The 19,186-nt window shown below is 43.8% G+C and carries 14 protein-coding genes; 7 read left to right on the top strand and 7 right to left on the bottom strand.

From position 1 onward, the window contains the following. Positions 1-22: 22 nt before the first annotated feature. Positions 23-1,075, bottom strand: a complete 1,053-nt coding sequence (locus PPIS_RS11010; protein WP_010374684.1) for an aldo/keto reductase — start codon at positions 1,073-1,075, stop codon at positions 23-25. A gap of 221 nt (positions 1,076-1,296) precedes the next feature. Here PPIS_RS11010 and dinB point away from each other — a divergent pair, with 221 nt between their 5' ends. The 3 genes from dinB (at position 1,297) to PPIS_RS10995 (ending at position 5,765) form a co-directional block, all read left to right on the top strand. Beyond that, positions 1,297-2,352 carry a DNA polymerase IV gene (gene dinB, locus PPIS_RS11005; RefSeq protein ID WP_456320055.1) on the top strand — a complete coding sequence of 352 codons (1,056 nt, stop codon included), beginning with the start codon at positions 1,297-1,299 and terminating at the stop codon, positions 2,350-2,352. Positions 2,353-2,477: 125 nt separating this feature from the next. Next, complete coding sequence (locus PPIS_RS11000) at positions 2,478-4,163, top strand: carbon starvation CstA family protein (RefSeq protein WP_010374688.1); 1,686 nt, start codon at positions 2,478-2,480, stop codon at positions 4,161-4,163. A 69-nt stretch (positions 4,164-4,232) separates the two neighbouring features. Then, on the top strand, positions 4,233-5,765 hold the full coding sequence (locus tag PPIS_RS10995) for a M17 family metallopeptidase (protein ID WP_010374690.1): 1,533 nt from the start codon (positions 4,233-4,235) through the stop codon (positions 5,763-5,765). A gap of 422 nt (positions 5,766-6,187) precedes the next feature. Here the strand turns inward: PPIS_RS10995 and PPIS_RS10990 are convergent, their stop codons facing one another. The 4 genes from PPIS_RS10990 to PPIS_RS10975 form a co-directional block, all read right to left on the bottom strand. Beyond that, the gene (locus PPIS_RS10990) at positions 6,188-8,338 is read right to left on the bottom strand and encodes a M3 family metallopeptidase (RefSeq protein ID WP_010374691.1); all 2,151 of its coding nucleotides are present in this window, start codon (positions 8,336-8,338) and stop codon (positions 6,188-6,190) included. 117 nt (positions 8,339-8,455) lie between these two features. Next, complete coding sequence (folE2, locus tag PPIS_RS10985) at positions 8,456-9,373, bottom strand: GTP cyclohydrolase FolE2 (RefSeq protein ID WP_010374693.1); 918 nt, start codon at positions 9,371-9,373, stop codon at positions 8,456-8,458. A gap of 20 nt (positions 9,374-9,393) precedes the next feature. Beyond that, a complete protein-coding gene (locus tag PPIS_RS10980) occupies positions 9,394-10,728 on the bottom strand; it encodes a dihydroorotase (RefSeq protein WP_010374694.1) in 1,335 nt (444 codons plus the stop codon). Between the two features lie 11 nt (positions 10,729-10,739). Further along, positions 10,740-11,264 (bottom strand): Fur family transcriptional regulator, encoded by a 525-nt coding sequence (locus PPIS_RS10975; RefSeq protein ID WP_010374696.1) that lies wholly within the window; start codon positions 11,262-11,264, stop codon positions 10,740-10,742. 33 nt (positions 11,265-11,297) lie between these two features. Here PPIS_RS10975 and PPIS_RS10970 point away from each other — a divergent pair, with 33 nt between their 5' ends. Further along, the gene (locus PPIS_RS10970; RefSeq protein WP_010374698.1) at positions 11,298-13,691 is read left to right on the top strand and encodes a TonB-dependent receptor; all 2,394 of its coding nucleotides are present in this window, start codon (positions 11,298-11,300) and stop codon (positions 13,689-13,691) included. 134 nt (positions 13,692-13,825) lie between these two features. Then, a complete protein-coding gene (locus tag PPIS_RS10965) occupies positions 13,826-15,214 on the top strand; it encodes an alkaline phosphatase PhoX (RefSeq protein WP_010374700.1) in 1,389 nt (462 codons plus the stop codon). A gap of 150 nt (positions 15,215-15,364) precedes the next feature. Here the strand turns inward: PPIS_RS10965 and PPIS_RS10960 are convergent, their stop codons facing one another. After that, a complete protein-coding gene (locus tag PPIS_RS10960) occupies positions 15,365-16,336 on the bottom strand; it encodes a YihY/virulence factor BrkB family protein (RefSeq protein WP_010374701.1) in 972 nt (323 codons plus the stop codon). Between the two features lie 134 nt (positions 16,337-16,470). Here PPIS_RS10960 and PPIS_RS10955 point away from each other — a divergent pair, with 134 nt between their 5' ends. Then, complete coding sequence (locus PPIS_RS10955; protein ID WP_010374702.1) at positions 16,471-17,580, top strand: mechanosensitive ion channel family protein; 1,110 nt, start codon at positions 16,471-16,473, stop codon at positions 17,578-17,580. Between the two features lie 79 nt (positions 17,581-17,659). Here the strand turns inward: PPIS_RS10955 and PPIS_RS10950 are convergent, their stop codons facing one another. Continuing rightward, on the bottom strand, positions 17,660-18,091 hold the full coding sequence (locus PPIS_RS10950; RefSeq protein ID WP_010374703.1) for an Lrp/AsnC family transcriptional regulator: 432 nt from the start codon (positions 18,089-18,091) through the stop codon (positions 17,660-17,662). Positions 18,092-18,244: 153 nt separating this feature from the next. Between PPIS_RS10950 and ctlX the strand changes: the two genes are divergently transcribed. After that, positions 18,245-19,156 carry a citrulline utilization hydrolase CtlX gene (gene ctlX, locus PPIS_RS10945; RefSeq protein ID WP_010374704.1) on the top strand — a complete coding sequence of 304 codons (912 nt, stop codon included), beginning with the start codon at positions 18,245-18,247 and terminating at the stop codon, positions 19,154-19,156. Positions 19,157-19,186: the final 30 nt, after the last annotated feature.

The raw sequence follows: 19,186 nt of genomic DNA, 5'->3' as shown, positions 1-19,186 counted from the left end.
CGGCGTATCGCGAATGAAGACATTAAAACGGAGCTGGGTACGCTTTAAATACCGTATCAATCTCGGCTAAAGATTCTGCACATAGCGGCTGTTCAAACGCTTGAATATTTTCTTTAAGCTGTGCCATGGTTGTCGCGCCAATAATAGTTGAAGTCACGCCATCGACTTGATTGCACCAAGCTAGCGACAGTTGCGCTGCAGTCATATTAAATTCTTTGGCGATCTCTAAATATTTTGCAACGGCTTCTTGCGCTAGTTGCGTGTCTCTAAATAGGCCTTGTCTTTGCACTAAGGTAAAGCGGCTGCCTTCAGGTCTTGCGCCCCCTAAATATTTACCGCTCAGCATCCCACCAGCCAGCGGCGACCAAGGTAAATAGGCAATATCTTCGTTTACGCAGCTCTCAATTAAGTAAGGCCAATCTTTGGCATGTAGCAAGCTAAACTCATTTTGAATTGAAACCGGCTTAGGTAGATTGTGCTGCATCGCCAAATTAAGGTAAGTGTGAATACCCCAAGGCGTATCATCAGAAAGACCCCAATGGCGAATTTTACCTGCTTTAATACAGCTCGCTAGGCCCTCTAAAATATCTAGCATGCCAGCGCGTTCTTCGTCGCGGTCAAGCGCACTCAAAGGCACCATACCTGGCCATTGTTTACCAAAGTGCGGTGAAGTACGGTTTGGCCAATGTAGTTGGTAGAGGTCGATATAGTCGGTATTCAGGCGCGCTAAAGAATCGTCCACCGCTTGGATCACTGATTGTCCCGTAATAGGGCCGCCTTCACGGATCCAAGGCAAACCGCTTCCCGCAATCTTGGTTGCAAGCACGAGCTTTTCGCGCTTTTCTTGGTGGCGCTTTAGCCAATTGCCAATGGTGGCTTCGGTTTTACCATAGGTTTCAGGTGAGGGAGGGACCGCGTACATTTCAGCGGTATCAATGAAGTTAATACCACGGCTTAGTGCATAATTGATTTGCTCGTCGGCATCATGCTGGTTGTTTTGTACGCCCCAAGTCATGCTTCCTAAACAAATGCGCGAAACTTCTAATGGGCTACTACCAAGTCGTGAGTACTTCATGCAGGCTCCTGATTGATTGCTGAATGATTAAATATAGCCAAAGTAACGGATTTAGTACTTTGAACTGTATTGATATTGTTAGCATTATCTCTGTTTTGCAGTGCAACTTGCAACAGACATCCACACAAGTATAGCCCAGAACACTAAGGCTTATGTTCAAGATTGCAACAGTTGGAAAATTAGCACATAATAAACACTGTTTATTTAGACAGTGTTTTAACGTGCGTAAATTTATTCATATTGATATGGACACGTTCTATGCATCGGTAGAAATGCGCGATAACCCCGAGCTTGCAACAGTGCCGATGGCGATTGGTGGGCGGAGTCATCGTGGGGTGCTATCCACGGCTAACTATATTGCTCGGCAATATGGCGTGCGCTCGGCCATGTCGAATTATCAAGCGAAAAAACTCTGCCCTCAGCTGGTGATTGTACCGGGGAGAATGGAGGTATATAAGGCAATATCGCAACAAATTAGAACTATTTTTGCCCGCTATACTGAGCTAATTGAGCCACTGTCTTTGGATGAAGCCTATCTAGACGTCACTGAGTGTCAGCAATGTAATGGCAGTGCAACGCTTATCGCCGAGCAGATCCGAGCGGATATAGTTGCAGAAACGGGCCTTACAGCTTCAGCGGGAATTGCGCCAATCAAGTTTTTAGCCAAAATTGCCAGCGATGAAAACAAGCCTAATGGTCAGTGTGTTATCCCGCCTCACCAAGTGAGCGCTTTTATTGATGCGTTACCCCTTAAAAAAATTCCAGGTGTAGGTAAAGTGACTCAACAACGTTTGCTAGCCATGGGACTTGAGTATGGCCGAGATATTAAGGCACTGTCTGAAATTCAGTTACGCCAATCATTTGGCAAGTTTGGCGCTGTATTATGGCGGCGTTGTCAAGGTATTGATGAGCGCCGAGTTGAGACCGACAGAGTGCGTAAATCGATAGGCGTTGAAACCACATTTGCAGAAGACACGCTCGACCTTGATACCTTAAAACAAGTCATAAAAGAAAAGTTGTTACCTGAACTGACTCGCCGAGCACAGCCTTATTTACAGCGCGGCTTTAATAAGCTTGGCGTTAAAGTGAAGTTTTACGATTTCACCCAAACCACCAAAGAATGCCAATACCAGCATATTGATTTGCCCGTTTTCGAGGAATTATTGATTGAGGCGATGTCACGGCAAAAGTTTAAACCTGTGCGCCTCGTGGGCTTGCACTTAGGACTAAATGAAAAGTCTAACACGCAAGCTCAATTGGGACTTTTTGATGGCTAATTCTGACCTACCTAGACTAAAAGATAACTGCAATTAGTTTAATTTGTGCTAGCTTCGAAGTTGTCGTGCAACAAACTAATCACGCCAACTGCGTGTAATTAAAACAACAACAAGAGGTAAGCATTATGCAATCCATAATGATCGTACTCTTCGGCATCATAGGGATGTTATTTGGATGGTTTGTCTATTCCAAATTTATTGCTGAAAAAATATTTAAAATGGATGACAACTTTGTCACGCCGGCTCATGAGCTTGAGGACGGCGTAGATTATGTTCCTACCAACAAAGTGGTATTGTGGGGGCATCACTTTACTTCAGTCGCGGGCGCTGCACCAATTGTAGGTCCAGCTATCGCTGTGTATTGGGGCTGGGTGCCAGCAGTACTTTGGGTTGTATTCGGTACCATATTCTTTGCGGGTGTCCATGATATGGGCGCGTTGTGGGCAAGTGCTCGCCATAAAGGCAAGTCGATGGGCGCGTTGTCTGAAAGCGTGATTGGCAAGCGCACGCGTTCATTGTTTATGATAGTGGTCTTCCTTGTACTGCTCATGGTAAATGCCGTGTTCGGCGTGGTGATCGCAAACTCCTTCGTGGGTAACCCAAATGCGGTATTCCCCGCTTGGTCTGCTATCGTCGTGGCGCTTATTATCGGGCAATTGCTGAAACGAAAAGTGCCGCTAGTACCACTCTGTATTATCGGGGTTATTGTGCTCTACGCGACCATTTATATGGGCAGTAGTATGCCGATCACCTTACCAACCGAAATGTTTGGTCTAAGCGACAAAGCCAATTGGATCATCATTTTGTTTATCTATGCTGCCGTAGCGTCATTGTTACCGGTTTGGATGCTATTACAACCTCGTGACTTTATTAATGGCATGCAGCTGTTAGTGGGATTGATCCTGCTTTATGGTGCAGTATTTGTGGTGATGCCAGATATCACCGCGCCTGCGTTTAATACCCAAACGGTAGAAAACACCCCAAGTATTATACCCCTGTTATTCGTGACCATCGCTTGTGGTGCGGTATCTGGTTTCCACGGTATTGTTTCGTCGGGAACGAGTTCAAAACAACTAGACAAAGAAAAAGACGGCCGTTTTGTCGGCTACTTAGGTGCAGTTGGTGAAGGCTCACTTGCACTTATCACTTTGGTCGCCGTGAGTGGTGTGATGCTAGCTGTATCACCTGAAGAGTGGCACGAAATTTATAGTCATCTTGGTGCTGGCAGCGTATCAGCCTTTATTAACGGTGGCTCTAACCTGATTAGTACAGGCTGGGGACTACCAGTCGAAATCGCATCAACTCTACTTGCCGTTATGGTTGTACTTTTTGCAGGTACCACTATGGATTCTGGCGTTAGACTTCAGCGTTATATTATTCAAGAGTGGGGCGAGATCTATAACATCAAGTTCCTGAACAACGGTATCATCGCGACTTTATTGGCCGTTGCATGTTGCTTGCTACTCGCCTTTGGCGCGGGCGGCGCATCGGGTAGTGGTGGTATGGTGATTTGGCCGCTGTTTGGTTCAACCAACCAAATCTTGGCAAGCTTAACCTTGTTAGTTATCTCAGTGTATCTTATCAAACTCGGGCGTCCGGCAAAGTACACCTTGATCCCTATGGTATTTGTGCTGGTGATGGCGTTTTTTGCCGGAGTGATCAAGCTAGGTGAATACTATCAAAAAGGCAATTGGCTGTTGGTTGTGCTTGACGTTATCGTGCTGGTGGTCAGTATTTTGGTGATGTTAGAAGCTTGGTCTGTGATCAGCAAAACCAAAGCGAAACCAGATGAAGCCCGTGATATGTCGTAGTTCCCTTGGAACTTGACTACAAATCACCTATAGTCGGCCCTAATTCTAATATAGAAAAGGGCCGTTTTTATGTCTTTTCCAATCGCATTACCTTGTAACACCCTATTTGAAAGCGATGCAGATGCTATCGTTGTTGTTACTCATGATATTCAAAACCTTGGCAGTGCAGAGATCGACGACGTTGCTGCGCCATTTTTAGCTGTGGATGCGCGCATTGCGCAAAAGGCAAGTCTGCTTGTTTCAGACAAAGTACCAGGCAAGCGTTTGGTGATTGCGCCAACCGGACCACTCGACAGAGATTACGATGACGTTCGCCGTTACTTTGAAGCGGCAAAAGCTGGTATTTTAGAAGCGAAAGCGGCTGGTGCAGTAAAGCCGGTACTCGCTGTCGTTAATGTGCCAGCCGATGCTCGTTACGAAAATGCGCGTGCAGTCAGCTTTTTAGGTGCTTGCCAAGGCTTATGGCAGCCATTAGAAGCACGTGAGTACCGTGGCGAAGCGATTGAACCAATCGAGGCTATTTATGTTTTTGAAGCATCAGCACAAAGCTGCGATCAACTGAGCGCAATCGCGGCTGGTCAGTATGCTGCACGCGATTTATGTGGTACCGAGCCTGAGCGCATGGCACCCCCTCGTTTTGCTGACTACTGTGTTGAGCTATTTCAAGGTTCTTCGGTAAGCGTTGAGGTTATCGCCGATCGCAAAGTTATGGATCAGCAGTATCCTCTACTCAGTACTGTGGCGCGTGCGTCTTACGCCGTTGAGCGTCACCATCCTCGTGTTGTAAAAATGGCATACGAGCCAGAAGGTGACGTTGAACGTACCCTTATCTTTGTTGGTAAAGGTCTTGTGTACGATACCGGCGGTGCAGACTTGAAAGTGGGCGGTTTTATGGCAGGCATGAGCCGTGATAAAGGCGGTGCGGCGTCAGTGGTTGGCTTTATGGAAGCAGTTGCTAAGTACCAACCAAAAGGTATTAAGGTAATTGCTTACCTTGCCGTGGTTCGTAACTCGATTGGTTCTGACTGTTTCGTGCCGGATGAAATCATTGAGAGCAGAGAAGGCGTTCGCGTTCGTATTGGTAACACTGATGCGGAAGGTCGCTTGGCGATGGGGGATTTACTCAGCGAAGCGAAAGACTTAGCTCTGGGTGAGAAAAACCCTGAGATCTTTACAGTTGCAACACTGACAGGTCATGCGGCGCGCGCCATGGGTCCTTACAGTGCTTATGTTGAGAATGGTCCAGCACGAGCAGCACAAGTATCTCGCAAGATTGCAGATATGGGCGACCTATGGGCTGACTGCGCGGAAGTATCGCGTAGCCGACGCGAAGACTATGACTTTGTAAAACCACGCACCCTTGCGGATGATGTGCTTTCGAGCAACAACGCACCATCGGCGGTTACCGCTCGTGGTCACCAATTCCCTATGGCATTTTTGGCAATTGTTGGTGGCTTAGACAAGCATGGTTGTAATGCAGAATTGCCAATTCCGTATGTACATATGGATATTGCGGGTAGCGGCGTTGAAGGTGGCGACTGGCAGCATGGCAAACCAACCGCTGCAACCGTTGCAAGCTTGTTTGCTCGGTATTGTATTTAATACCAATTGAATTAATTCTCTAATCAATTTGAAGGGTGAAATAGCATATTAGCTTCGTTAAAAATTTCTCATTTAGAACAACTAAATAGCAAAATTTTTGCCTTGCTACTAAAGCTATTTTCCCGCTTCAAGATAGATCATTTACTTAATACAACTGGTATAAGATTGATAAAAGGGAAGCATTGCAGCTTCCCTTTTTGGCTGGGTAAACTAAATAACCTGAGCTGCGGATAATTAATGCCTTTCTAGCAGCTAGTTTTAGCGCTAACTGCGTTGAATTCACTTCCAATAGCCAGCTATTGGTGCGTAAATTCGCCTTGTTTTCCCTAAAACTCTCTGGCTAGACAAGGAAAAAACTAAGTTGTGCTTTAGCAACAATGAGTTGGAACATTCCTTATCCAAACCTCAGGTTAAATAGTGTGTTATTTAGGGGCTAGTCCTCTGCGTTTTAATAGCGCTTCAGTCGTTGGCTCTTTTCCGCGGAATGCTTTGTAAGAGTCCATTACAGGTCTTGAGTTACCAACCGATAAAATATGTTTACGATATTTTTCGCCATTTTCAAGTTTAAGTCCACCGAGCTTTTGCACGTATGCATAGGCGTCGGCTGCTAATATTTCACTCCACATATAAGCATAGTAACCAGCAGAATAGCCGCCTCCCATAGAGTGCGCAAAAAATGCTGATTTATAACGCGGTGGAACGTAATCGAGGGCGACTCCATGCTTCTTCAGTGCCGCTTGTTCAAATTCATTGATATCGGTGGGTGCATGCTCAGGTGAAATTGTATGCCACTCCATATCTAAGAGCGCAGATGCCATGTACTCCAATGTATCGTAGCCCATATTAAAAGTTCGTGAGCGGATCACTTTATCAAGCAGTGTTTTTGGGATAGGCTCCCCGGTTTGGTAATGCTTTGCATAGTTACTGATAACTTCTGGGTGTGCAGCCCAGTCTTCCTCAAAGGTTGAGGGAAACTCAACAAAATCACGAGAAACAGCGGTTCCAGCAAGACTCGGATATTTTACGTCAGAAAACATCCCATGTAAGCCATGTCCCATTTCGTGAAACATAGTTGTCACTTCACTGTAGCTCACAAAGGTTGGTTCACCATCAGGTGCCTTTGCAATATTCATGACATTGATAACCACAGGCTTTTGGTTTAATAACTTAGATTGCCCTACAAATGAATTCATCCAAGCTCCACCACGTTTACCTTCTCTTGCAAAATAGTCGGCAAAGAATATCGCGAGGCTTTCACCATTGTTATCGATCAGTTCATAAGCCTTAACATCTGGATGATACACAGGTAAGTCAGGGCGAGCTTTGAAACTTACGCCGTACAGCTTATTCATGGTATAAAAAACACCATTTTCTAAGACGTTATTAAATTCGAAGTACTTTTTCACTTCTGTTTCGTCCAGATCATAACGAGATTGACGAACTTTTTCAGCGTAGTATGCCCAGTCCCAAGGTTTGATGTCGAACGAGTGCCCTTCGCTTTGAATAAGCGTTTTAATATCTGCAGCTTCCTTTTCCACGTTGGAAACAACGGCCGGCACCATGCTGCCAAGCATGTTGTAAACTGCTTTAGGGTTTCCAGCCATTTGCTTTTCTAGGCCGTAGTCTGCCCAGCTTTTATACCCTAACAGCGCTGCTTTTTCGGCCCTTAGCTGTGCCAGCCGGATGATAATTTGAGTGTTGTCATTATCACCTGACTGAGCACGATAAGCAGAAGCTTGCCAAATCTGTTGCCTAAGTGCTCGGTTGGTTAAAGACGCTAAAATAGGTTGACGAGTGGTGTTGGTAATACCGATTAAGTACTTGTCTTTATGTCCTGCAGCTTCAGCCGCACGTTTAGTGGCAAGAATTTGTCTTTCTGTTAAACCGTCTAATGCGGCTTTATCATCAATAATCACTGATATGGCAGACGTTTCTGCTAATAGGTTTTGTGAAAACTGGGTAGTCAGAGAGGAATGCTCTTCATTGATTTTGCGAATTTTCTCCTTATCTTCAGCACTTAGTTTTGCGCCAGCTCGCACAAAGTTGGTGTAGTAAACATCCAATAAACGCTTTGATTCAGAGTCCAGTTCGAGTGTGTTGCGATTATCATAAAGCGACTTTATACGGTCAAATAATGCGGCGTTCAAATTGATGTTATCGCGGTGTTCTGCGAGCATTGGGGCTAGCTCTTTTTGTAATTGACGACGCTTTACTGAGCTATCTGTGCCTATTAAGTTAAAAAACACGCTACTGGTTCGCTTTAGCAGTGCACCACTTTTTTCCATTGCAATTAAGGTGTTTTCAAACGTAGGCGTTGCAGGGTTAGTTGCAATACGCTCGATTTCTTTGAGGTGCTCTGCCATACCCAGCTTAAATGCAGGCATAAAATGTTCATCTTTGATCTGGTCAAACATTGGGGTTTGGTAGATTAAAGTACTGGCTTTGAACAGTGGATTGTGACGGACTGATTCACTTTTCTTAGGCACGGTAGATGCCACCTCCGTTGTATAATTTGAACAACCAGAGACAAAAAGCGTGGAGTAAATCGTAACGGCGATGATGGTTTTTTTCATAAACTTCTCAGTATTTGATGTAACGTTATAGTGTATCTAGTGTGTGATTTTAGTTGTGTTTTATCGCATAATAATGGCGGTATCATGATTCTTGCATCTTAGGCAGATAAGTGTTTCTTAAGTCAGTTTTTGGGCCGGAAACTTATTATCAATGGCGACAGCATTGTGAGCATGCAAACTTTCTTGGTGTTCAATTTTGAACCAATAATCAACAAACTGTGTGTTTTGCTCTAAAAATTGTTTGACTCGTCGTGCGGCATCTTCACAAAACATTAGATTTTCTGCATTTAGCTTCGCAAATGCTTGTTCATCTTCACGTTTTACCGCAGTTTGAATTGGCGTGCCAATGGCTTGTTCTAGCGCTTTTATAAGGCTTGGAATGAGTGGCAACGTCCGTTCAGTTAGTTTTACCGTTACGTAAGCGAAAGAGCGCTGGCTATGAGGTGTGGCAATGCTTCCTTGTAGAGAGGTTATCCACGTCATTAGTTCGTGTTTTGAAATCATCTGTTGGGAAAACTGTTCTTCGATCTCTTCACTTAATGCTTGTCTAGAAAGTGCCGCTGAACAAGGGCAGGTACTTGAATAGGCAATAGTAAGTGATAACTCGTAGCTAAGCTCTGAGTTTATATACTCACAATTAAGCGTGATAGGGTAACTTTGATAGCCGAATTGATCGCTCAACAATGCTGGTTTATCTATGGTTACTTCAAACTGTAACTCAAGCTTGGCTGCTTTGCTCAATCCTTGTTGAGATTGAACCGACTCTTTTAATAACGCTTCAATCGTTTTAATATTCAAAGGAGTCGTACTTAGTATCTCTCTCAAGCGAATGTATAACCGGGACATATGGATCCCTTTCGCCTCAGGTTTATCAAGGCTAACAAAAATATTTGCAAGAGCGTTAACTCTTTGGCAGGAGGAGCTTGATATTTCCACCTCTAAAGGTATGGCAATTTTTTCCATACCCACCCACTTTAGCGGTAAGGCTGTTGTTGCAAGCTGCCCAGAGGCAACATCAGGTAAAGATACTGTCATATTTATTTCCGACGAGGTTTCTAGCGATTAAAAATTAGTGGCATAGCGGCTGTGGGTGTATTAAGCGGTTGTTGGCCGTCATAAACGAGACTGCCATTCACCCAAGTTTTTAAAACTTTTGCTGAAAAACGGTGACCGTCGAACGGGGTCCAGCCACAGTGATAGTGTGTTTTCTGATGGCAAGTGAGCGTTTCGTGATGAGGGTTCACGAGTACCAAGTCAGCATAGTATCCTTCACGAATAAAGCCTCTATCTACAATGTGATATCTTAACGCTGGATTATGTGCCACCTTCTCAACGAGCTGCTCTATAGATAAACGCTGATGATGCACATGGTCGAGCAAGCTTAACAATGCATGTTCAACTAAAGGTAAACCCGCAGGTGCTTGCTGGTAGGGGAGTTGCTTTTCTTGCCAAGTATGAGGTGCGTGATCAGTAGCGATAATATCTATTTGATTATTTCGTACCGCTGCTAACAAAGCATCACGATCGCTTTTCGCTTTAATCGCTGGGTTGCATTTTATTAGGTTACCCTGCAGTGCATAATCTTCTTGACTGAACCACAAATGATGAACACATGCTTCTGCCGTAATATGTTTGTCGCGAATATCGCCTGAAGGGAATAAGCTCAATTCTTTTTCTGTTGTGATATGCAGTACATGTAAATCGCTACGATATTGTTTCGCTAAAGATACAGCGTACGAAGAGGATGAATAACACGCTTCGACGTCACGAATGATGGGGTGATCTTGAATTATTAAACTGCCACTGCGTCCGATGCACATGGATAAATTCTTTTCAATCACTCTTCCATCTTCACAGTGGGTGACAATTAGGGTTGGACTTTCTCTGAAAATTGCGTCGAGTGCTTGTGGATGCTCAACGAGTAGATCGCCTGTTGATGCCCCCATAAAAACTTTAACACCGCAGTACTTCTTCGCATCTAAACGTTTTATTTGTTCTAAATTATCTTCGGTTGCCCCTAAGTAAAAACTATAGTTTGCCAGCGAGCTTCTAGACGCAATCGCGTATTTCTGTTCAAGAGCTTCAATGGTTGTAGTCGCAGGGCTTACGTTTGGCATTTCCATATAGCTGGTGATACCACCTGCCACAGCAGCTCTGGATTCTGAGGCTATATTCCCCTTCTGTGTTAAGCCGGGCTCACGGAAATGTACTTGGTCGTCTATCATTCCAGGGAGTAGAAAATAACCTGTCGCATCCACAATATTGTCATTTGGCTGCGCAGTTATTGAGCTTGCAATTTTGTTTATTCTGTTATCAACGATAAGTACATCACATTCTTGTGATTGATTCTCGTTGACCACAATTGCATTTTTTATCAGTGTGTTTTTCATATTGTAGGGACCTATTTGTCAAGTTTGGCTTTGCAAAGGTTACATAAGCCAGGCAACTCTAAGCGTGCATTTGCAGCTGAAAATCCAGTGCTTTCTACCGCTTCAAATAGATGCTTGGCAGCCTCTTGAACAGAATCTATTTCTTCTATTTGATGGCAGGATTTGCAGACTAAGATCACGGATAGATGGTGATGGCACGCACCATCTAGACTCTTACAGGCTATATATTTATTTGCAGAATGGATCCGGTGTGCCAGATTGACTGATTCTAAGAATTCAAGAATGCGGTACACGGACATTGCTAGAATAGGAGAGCTGGTGCTTTTATTGTATTTGTCAGTAAGTTCATACGCTGATAGCGGCTCGACTGTTTGCAATAATATTTCTAGCACGCCCTGTCGTTTTTCAGTTAAACGCAGCCCTAACGATTGGCATTTTGCTTGAGCCTGTTTGAGAATAAAATTTCGTTGAGTTTTGTTCACGGCAATGACGACATAATCCATCCAACTATTGATACAATATAACATATCGAGCATAATTGATACAATATAACATTTATTGGAGTCGTTATGTCTAAACTATCAACAATATCCTTGCTCGTTGCTGCACTGTTACCACCAAGCCTTGTAGCAAAGTCTATAGAAGGTACAGTCGTCAATAAAGCTGGTAAAGGGATTGCAAATGCATCAATTGAGGTCGAAGGAACTGATATTCGCGTACTCACAGATAACAATGGTCATTTTCAAATTTCGGGCGTTGGGCTTGGAAATAAACAAATCCATGTAAGAGCATCTGGTTTTGCTCACCTGCATAAGGCGCTCACTCTGGAGCAAGGTGGCGTTAAAAACGCAATGCTAATGTTAAATCGTTCTCCAATAGAAGTTATAGATATTGTTGCTACTCCTGTACATATGTCGGCGATGGAATCTGCGGTTCCAGTTAGTGTTTTGTCAGGTGAAACATTGCGTCGACAGCAAACCGCTACGCTAGGGGATAGTTTAGAAAAATTGCCTGGCGTCAACACAAACTTCCACGCCAAAGTAGCGAGTACACCAATTATTCGAGGTTTGAGTGGCCCGCGAGTGTTGGTGACGCAAAATGGATTAGATGTCAGTGATGTATCTAGAGTTGGTCCTGATCACTCAGTCGCCTCCGAAGCCTCAACGGCTCAACAAATCGAGGTGTTGCGGGGACCTGCAACTCTTTTTTATGGTAGTGGTGCGATTGGGGGAGTGGTTAACGTTGTCGATACAAGAGTGCCAACCGATAATACAACTCGCGGAGAATGGAATCTGGAAAGTAACTCTGTTGATGACCAAAATACAGCTTCGTTTAATGCGACATCGGGTATTGGCTCTGTGGCTTTATATGTTGATGCATTCTGGCGAGAATCTAATGATTACGAAGTACCTGTTCCTGCTGAAATTCATGAGCATAGTGAAGGGAATGACAATGATGAACATCACTATAAAGTAGCAAATAGTGCTGAAGAGTCTGATGGTTTTACTGTTGGCTCTAGTTACTTATTTGACCAAGGTTATGTCGGTGTGGCTGTTGAGAAATTTAACCGAAAATACGGCATTCCGGGACATACACATGGTGATGAAGAAGCACATCATGAGGCTGAAGAGCAGGTTTTTGCCGACTTAGCACAAACAAAAGTGCAACTATTAAGCGAGTACAAGTTTAACAAAGGTTGGCTTGATAAAGTGAATGTGCGTGCTGGTTTTACAGAGTATGAACATGCTGAAGTTGAGCACGGCATGGTTGGAACAACATTTAAGAATGATACCAATGAGTTAAAAGTTGATTTACTACATCAGCCTCTGTCCGCTTGGACTGGTGGCGTAAGCTTACATTACAAACACAGTGATGTTGAGGCTCAAGGTAGTGAGGCGTTTACGCCACCATCTGATACCCAAACACTTGCGATAGGGGTAATGGAGGAAAGGCGGTTTGGTGATTTTTTAGTGCAGTTAGGTGGTCGTATTGAGCAAGTGGAGATCACCGCAAGTAATGTGCCTTTACCGAGTATTGATGCCCACTCGCACGATACTGAAATGCATGACCACATTGGTCACGATTCAGAAGCAACAAAGGTATATGCGGTTGAGCATCAGTTTACCCCTGTCAGTTTATCTTCGGGTCTTGTATGGGACTTTGCGCAAAATTATAACCTTGGGTTATCTGTTTCACACTCTGAACGCGCTCCTTCTTCATCGGAGTTATTTTCCTTTGGTCCTCACATAGGAACTGGCACTTACGAGGTAGGGGCGTTGTTCAAAATGGATGAGCACGGTCATTTTGAACTTGATGAGCAAGGCATAGCGCTAGAAAAGTCGCACAATATTGATATTACACTGCGAAAAACCCAAGGTGATATAGGCTTTATTTTTAACGCTTTTTACAACCAAGTAGATAACTACTACTATCAAATAGAAACTGGGTTGTACGCCCAGAGCGGCCATAGTCACGACCACAATCATGAACATGAGCACGATCATACTTCCGAATTACCTATTTATTTATTCAAGACAGATGATGTGGTTTTGCACGGTTTTGAAGCGCAAGTTGCTTGGCAATTGACCGACGAGTTGAAAGTTGATGTTTTCTCTGACTTTGTGCGCGCCAGATTAGAAGAAGGCGGAGATTTACCTCGTACACCACCTCTGCGCTTTGGGTCACAGCTAAGCTATCAGACGGATAATCTCAGTGCACATATCCACATTACTCGATATCAAGAGCAGGACCGGATTGCACCAGAAGAAACCATGACCGACGGTTATACCTTAGTTGATGCTAGCATCTCTTATGATCTTTCTGTGTTAAATCAAGATCTCTCTATTTATCTTAGAGGGAGTAATCTGACGGATACAGAAGCACGAGTACATAGTTCATTCTTAAAAGATATAGGCCCTCGTCCGGGACGCAGTTTCGCGCTTGGTATTCGCGGCTATTTTTAGCAGGTTAAACCATTGTGTACCTGCTGGTTAAAGCCACACAGGTACACAAGTCACTGAGTTGTACAACAACATAAATCTTATCTATATGTAGCACGAGATTATTACCGACACGACTACGATCAGCAGGAGAAATTATGGTTTCACGTCGAGGGTTTTTAAGGGGGGCTGGCACCCTCGCATTTATCGGCCTTTCTAAAAGCGCATTTGGCAGAGTGTCACTATTAGACTTTAACACAATGATAGCTGGGTATGGGCCGTTGATCACCGACCCCAATGGTTTACTCGATTTGCCCCAAGGTTTCAGTTATCAAATAGTATCAAGCCTTGGAGATAAAATGTCCGATGGTTTTACTGTACCTGACAAAGCCGATGGTATGGGTTGTATTGCTTTAGATGAAGAGCGGGTTGCATTGATCCGCAATCATGAATTGAAACCAACAGATTTAGCAAAAGCCGAGAACAGTATTCGCCACCATAAAAGTGAGCTTGCTTTTGATACAAATGGCTCAGGCATCGCGCTTCCAGGTGGCACAAGTCATATTGTCTATAACCTAAAAACACGCCAAAAAGAACAAGAATATTTATCCTTGGTTGGCACTATTCGTAACTGCTCTGGTGGAATAACGCCTTGGGGGAGTTGGCTTACTTGTGAAGAAACAACTGCAACTAAAAATGATGGTTTTACACAAGATCACGGATATATTTTTGAAGTACCAGCGACTGCAAAGGGTTTAATTAAGCCACAACCTCTAAAAGCAATGGGGCGGTTTAATCATGAAGCTGCTGCTGTTGATCCCAAAACAGGTATTGTTTATCTCACGGAAGACCGGGGAGACAGTGTGTTTTACCGCTTTATTCCAAACGAAAAAGCAAAGCTCCACAAAGGCGGGAAACTACAAGCGTTGGCTGTGAAAGAAAGCCCGCAATTTGATAGTCGAAATTGGAATAAAAAAGCGATGCCACTTCATCAGGAGTTTATCGTTGAGTGGATAGATTTGGACGACCCGCAAAGTGCTAAAGACGATTTACGGATCCGTGCTTATCGAAGTGGAGCTGCGCTATTTGCTCGAGGTGAAGGGATCCATTGGGGGGAAAATGAGCTGTATTTTTGTTGTACCAATGGCGGAAAAAAGCAGCTAGGGCAAATCATGAAGTATCAGCCATCTGATTTTGAGGGAACAGAAAAAGAACGTCTCAATCCAGGAAAGTTGTCTTTATTCGTGGAAAGCGCTAGCCAGTCTCTCTATAACTTTGGTGACAATCTTACCGTGTCGCCACAAGGACATTTAATTGTTTGTGAGGATCAGTATTTCGATGTTGTAGATAACTATCTAAGAGGCGTAACACCAGAGGGAGAACTCTATAATTTTGCACGGCTAGCTAAGCAAACTGAGCTCGCCGGTGCTTGTTTTTCACCAGACGGCAAGACTTTATTTGTTAATGTGTACTCACCAACGACAACATTGGCGATTGTGGGGCCATGGGAGCACTTTAATCAAGCAAAAAATAAAGAGCCTCTCTAATTTTAATTTGTTGAATTAGGGCTTGTTGAGCTTTTCGCTATTTGGTTTATGTTCTCATAAGTGTATTTTGGTCGCGACGCTCAACTTGCTGCTGAGTAATCTAAGCAAAATTTAAATCGTGCAAGTGAGCTATTGATATTGATGCTATTATCAATGAGGCTCCTTTTCTTTACGTTGTCTTGTCGTCAAATTATCAGCCACAAATGCGCCTCGTTGTCCTCTCTCTTTCTCAGGGCCAACGGTACTATCTTTTAAAGTTTGTAGCTCAGTACTGGCGTTTAATGCGGCACCAAAAATAATGATGTATGCGCTTAAGTATAACCACATCATCATAATGACAACGCCTCCCAATGAGCCATAAGTTTCATTGTAAGAAGCGAATTGCGCGACATAATATGAGAACCCCAATGACGCCAAGATCCATAAACTGGTTGCGGTAAACGAACCGAGTGTTATCCAGCGCCATTTTGCGGCTCTGCGGTGAGGTGCATAACGATAAACAAACGCCAAAGAAAAGTGAAATAGCGCTGCTAAAATAGACCAAGTGATTAGCTGGATTATCGAATCGAGTGCTGTGGTAAATCCTACGAGGTTAAGCACAATCGGTAAAATTCCGATAATAGACAACGCCACAATCGCGACGAAAATCGCCCCCACAGAAAACAAAAAACGTACCACTAGCGCTTGCAAAAACTGTCTTTTATTGTGCTCATGATACGTAATGTTGCAGGCTGTAATAAGTGCTTGGCAGCCTTTACTGCTACTCCAGATTGTTAAAAGGAGGGTAAAAATAGCACCTAGACTTAGGCTTGCCTGCGATTTTTGAGTGAGCGCTTTGAGTTGTTGTAACATAATTTCTTGACTGGATGGTGGTAAGAGATCAATGAGTGGCAGCAGCTGATCAACCATTTCAGCAGGAGAAGAAAAATAGGCATAGATAGCAACAATGGCCGCCAACGCGGGAAATATTGCCAACAGGGCATAAAATGCCACTCCAGCGGCAACCAGAGATAAATTATCTTGGGATAAGCTATGGTAAAGCCGTTTACTGACATCCCACCAACCGAGTGCTGGAATATCACTTGGTCTGTCTGCATTAAAGCCATGTTTATGAGCTGCCATTGGTCTTTCCTAAATCAATTCTGAGCCTGTTGATCTAAAGTGATATACAGCAAAAGGTCTGCCAATCTCGTTTGGCGTTATATTTGCTACTAATCAACTCGTGATCTTGTCAATAAAAAACTGAAGAGTGCAATATGGAAATTAATAATCTTATTAAAAATCAAATGACTAATATGATTCAGGCGGCAGCTTCTCGCGAAGCGACTGAAGCCGTGAGCACATCAGATACGCTAAGTTTAAGCGCACAGGTTGTGCACTTTTTACAAACCGCATGGCAATTATTACCCGCTCTAGCGTTGGGGGTTGTGGTTATTGTGCTTTGTTATTATTTAGCACGGCCAATCTCTTATCTTTTGATTAAACCCATAGGTTATGTCAGTAAAAGTCGGTTATTGCATCTCGTCACTCGCCGTTTTATCAGCGTGTTAGTCATATTCTTTGGTATTTATATCTTTTTGCGCTTGGCTGGGTTGAGTGAGTTTGCCGTCGCAGTCATGAGTGGTACCGGACTTGTTGGTCTTATTCTTGGGTTTGCGTTTCGTGATATCGCCGAGAACTTTATTTCGAGTATGTTACTTAGTGTCCAGCGCCCGTTTAGAATTGATGACGTTATTGAAGTGGATAACCGTTTGGGGATCGTTAAAAAGGTCACAGCCCGCGCAACGACCTTAGTTGATTATGATGGCAATCACATTCAAATACCCAATGCTACCGTCTACAAGAATGTAATTAAAAACTTTACTGCCAATCCAAAAACACGTGGACACTTTAAGATTGGTATTGGTTATGACAACGATATTCGTCTGACGCAGCAAATTGCAATTGACTTACTTAAAGAACAAAGCGCGGTTTTAAACGACCCGCCACCTCAGGTTCTACTTGAGGCATTAGGCTCTGCGACTATCAACCTTACGATTTATTTTTGGGTCAATAGCGAACAACATAGCCCGATAAAAGTGGCGTCTCAACTCATGCGAGAAACTGTTAATTGCTTTACAGAACACGGTATAAGTATGCCTGACGATGCTAGAGAGCGGATAATCATAGCTGCAAATAGTGAAACGCAAGGAGCAACTAAAGAAGTGACTAGTAATTCGAGTAGCAGAACACCTGTGAAACAAAGGAATAAAACCACGACAAGTGCAGTAGATGCGGATATTGACGATGTGAGTAGCGATGCGGATGAGATCAGAGAACAAGCAGAGCGCGCTCGAAGCCCAGAAGAAGGGGACAGTATTATTTAGCAGTAAATTAGGGCCTGTTGAGCTTTAGTTTATTTTGGACAATCGATTCACTTCCCCCTAATCTAAGCGCTATCGGGCCTTACGTACTTGATAGCAAAATACTGGTTTCACTATTTAAAATGCCATCAATCTCTCTAACTTGTCTCAGTACACCATCGAATTCACTGAGGTTAGCGGCTTGTACTTCAGCGATTAAATCCCATGCCCCGTTCGTGGTATGAATTTTATTGAGTTCGGGGAGCCCTCGCAGTGCATTAATCACTTGCGTGGTGGATTTACCAATTACTTCTATCATCATAATAGCGCGCACTAGCTCGGACTCGATATGTTCATGAACCCGCACAGTAAAGCCTTGAATTGCACCACTGGAAACGAGTCTATCTAAACGGTTTTGTACGGTGCCGCGAGACACATCTAGCGTCGTGGCTAAGGTTGAAATGGCTGCTCGGCCATCTTTGCGCAATTCAGCAATCAAGGCTTTATCAAGCGCATCATATAGGTAAGGAGTCATAGTACATCTTTGTGGTCTTTGTCTATTTGTATAATTTAACTTAGCAAAGTGATAGAAAATTGCACGAATTGTATAAGATTTTGGCATTTAAATTGTCTTATGGTGTGGTTACACTGATATTGAGTATGACAACGCCCAAATGATGAGTGCAGTATGACAACGATATTCCAAGCACCTCGAGCGGTGGTGATGATCCGTCCACACCATTTCACTTCGAATCCGCAAACCATGCAAGATAACGCGTTTCAGCAAGCTTGCAGTGAAAAAAATCCTAACAACAGAGCCTATGTTGAGGTCAGTAACGCCGTGCAAGCGTTAGAATTGGCTGGCGTGAAAGTGCACTTATTTGAAGATACTTCCACAGATACGCCAGATTCGGTCTTTCCAAATAACTGGTTTTCGACGCATAGCGATGGTCAATTAATTATTTATCCCATGTACGCCTCGAATCGACGATTGGAGATCCGTCGCGATATTATCGATTTTCTGAGTGCTCACTATCAGGTAACAAACATCAATGATTATAGTCATCTAACCGCTGAAGAAATATTCCTTGAAGGCACCGGCTCTATGGTTATCGATCATCAAGCAAAAGTGGTCTATGCGGTAGAATCCAAGCGCACCAACGCCGTGTTAGTTAATCAAGTTTGCGAGCAGTTGGGACTAGAGGCAGAGATATTTAATGCCTATGATAAAAATAAAGTGCCTGTTTATCACACCAATGTCTTAATGTGTGTCGCCACCGATTTCGCCATGATATGCCTAGATATGGTGCCAGAATATCAGCGGGCACAGCTTATTAATCGTTTTACGCAAAGCGGCCACACCCTGATTGCGCTATCTTATCAGCAGATCCAACATTTTTGCGGCAACGCGATTGAGCTGCAAGGCAGTATGGGACGCATACTCGCGCTTTCCACAACGGCTTATCAGGCGTTGTTGCCTGAGCAAATTGCTGTCATTGAAAAGTCAGCTAAGCTAGTTGCTATTGATATACCAACAATTGAAGCAGCAGGTGGCTCGGTGCGTTGTATGATTGCTGGAGTCCATTTAAATAACCGTTAAATAATACTAGGGCCTGTTTATCCTTCAAGA

The organism is Pseudoalteromonas piscicida (assembly GCF_000238315.3).
GTDB lineage: Bacteria > Pseudomonadota > Gammaproteobacteria > Enterobacterales > Alteromonadaceae > Pseudoalteromonas > Pseudoalteromonas piscicida.
The sequence above is the reverse complement of the archived record's forward strand: the minus strand, read 5'-3'. Positions and strand labels throughout refer to the sequence as shown.

Bases quoted from the DNA above. Each gene is read 5' to 3' on its own strand.
- PPIS_RS11010 (WP_010374684.1), bottom strand. From the start codon at position 1,075: ATGAAGTACTCACGACTTGGTAGTAGCCCATTAGAAGTTTCGCGCATT.
- PPIS_RS10980 (WP_010374694.1), bottom strand. From the start codon at position 10,728: ATGAAAAACACACTGATAAAAAATGCAATTGTGGTCAACGAGAATCAA.
- PPIS_RS10960 (WP_010374701.1), bottom strand. From the start codon at position 16,336: ATGGCAGCTCATAAACATGGCTTTAATGCAGACAGACCAAGTGATATT.
- PPIS_RS10970 (WP_010374698.1), top strand. From the start codon at position 11,298: ATGTCTAAACTATCAACAATATCCTTGCTCGTTGCTGCACTGTTACCA.
- PPIS_RS10975 (WP_010374696.1), bottom strand. From the start codon at position 11,264: ATGCTCGATATGTTATATTGTATCAATAGTTGGATGGATTATGTCGTC.
- PPIS_RS10965 (WP_010374700.1), top strand. From the start codon at position 13,826: ATGGTTTCACGTCGAGGGTTTTTAAGGGGGGCTGGCACCCTCGCATTT.
- ctlX (WP_010374704.1), top strand. From the start codon at position 18,245: ATGACAACGATATTCCAAGCACCTCGAGCGGTGGTGATGATCCGTCCA.
- PPIS_RS10995 (WP_010374690.1), top strand. From the start codon at position 4,233: ATGTCTTTTCCAATCGCATTACCTTGTAACACCCTATTTGAAAGCGAT.
- PPIS_RS11000 (WP_010374688.1), top strand. From the start codon at position 2,478: ATGCAATCCATAATGATCGTACTCTTCGGCATCATAGGGATGTTATTT.
- folE2 (WP_010374693.1), bottom strand. From the start codon at position 9,373: ATGACAGTATCTTTACCTGATGTTGCCTCTGGGCAGCTTGCAACAACA.
- PPIS_RS10990 (WP_010374691.1), bottom strand. From the start codon at position 8,338: ATGAAAAAAACCATCATCGCCGTTACGATTTACTCCACGCTTTTTGTC.
- PPIS_RS10955 (WP_010374702.1), top strand. From the start codon at position 16,471: ATGGAAATTAATAATCTTATTAAAAATCAAATGACTAATATGATTCAG.
- PPIS_RS10950 (WP_010374703.1), bottom strand. From the start codon at position 18,091: ATGACTCCTTACCTATATGATGCGCTTGATAAAGCCTTGATTGCTGAA.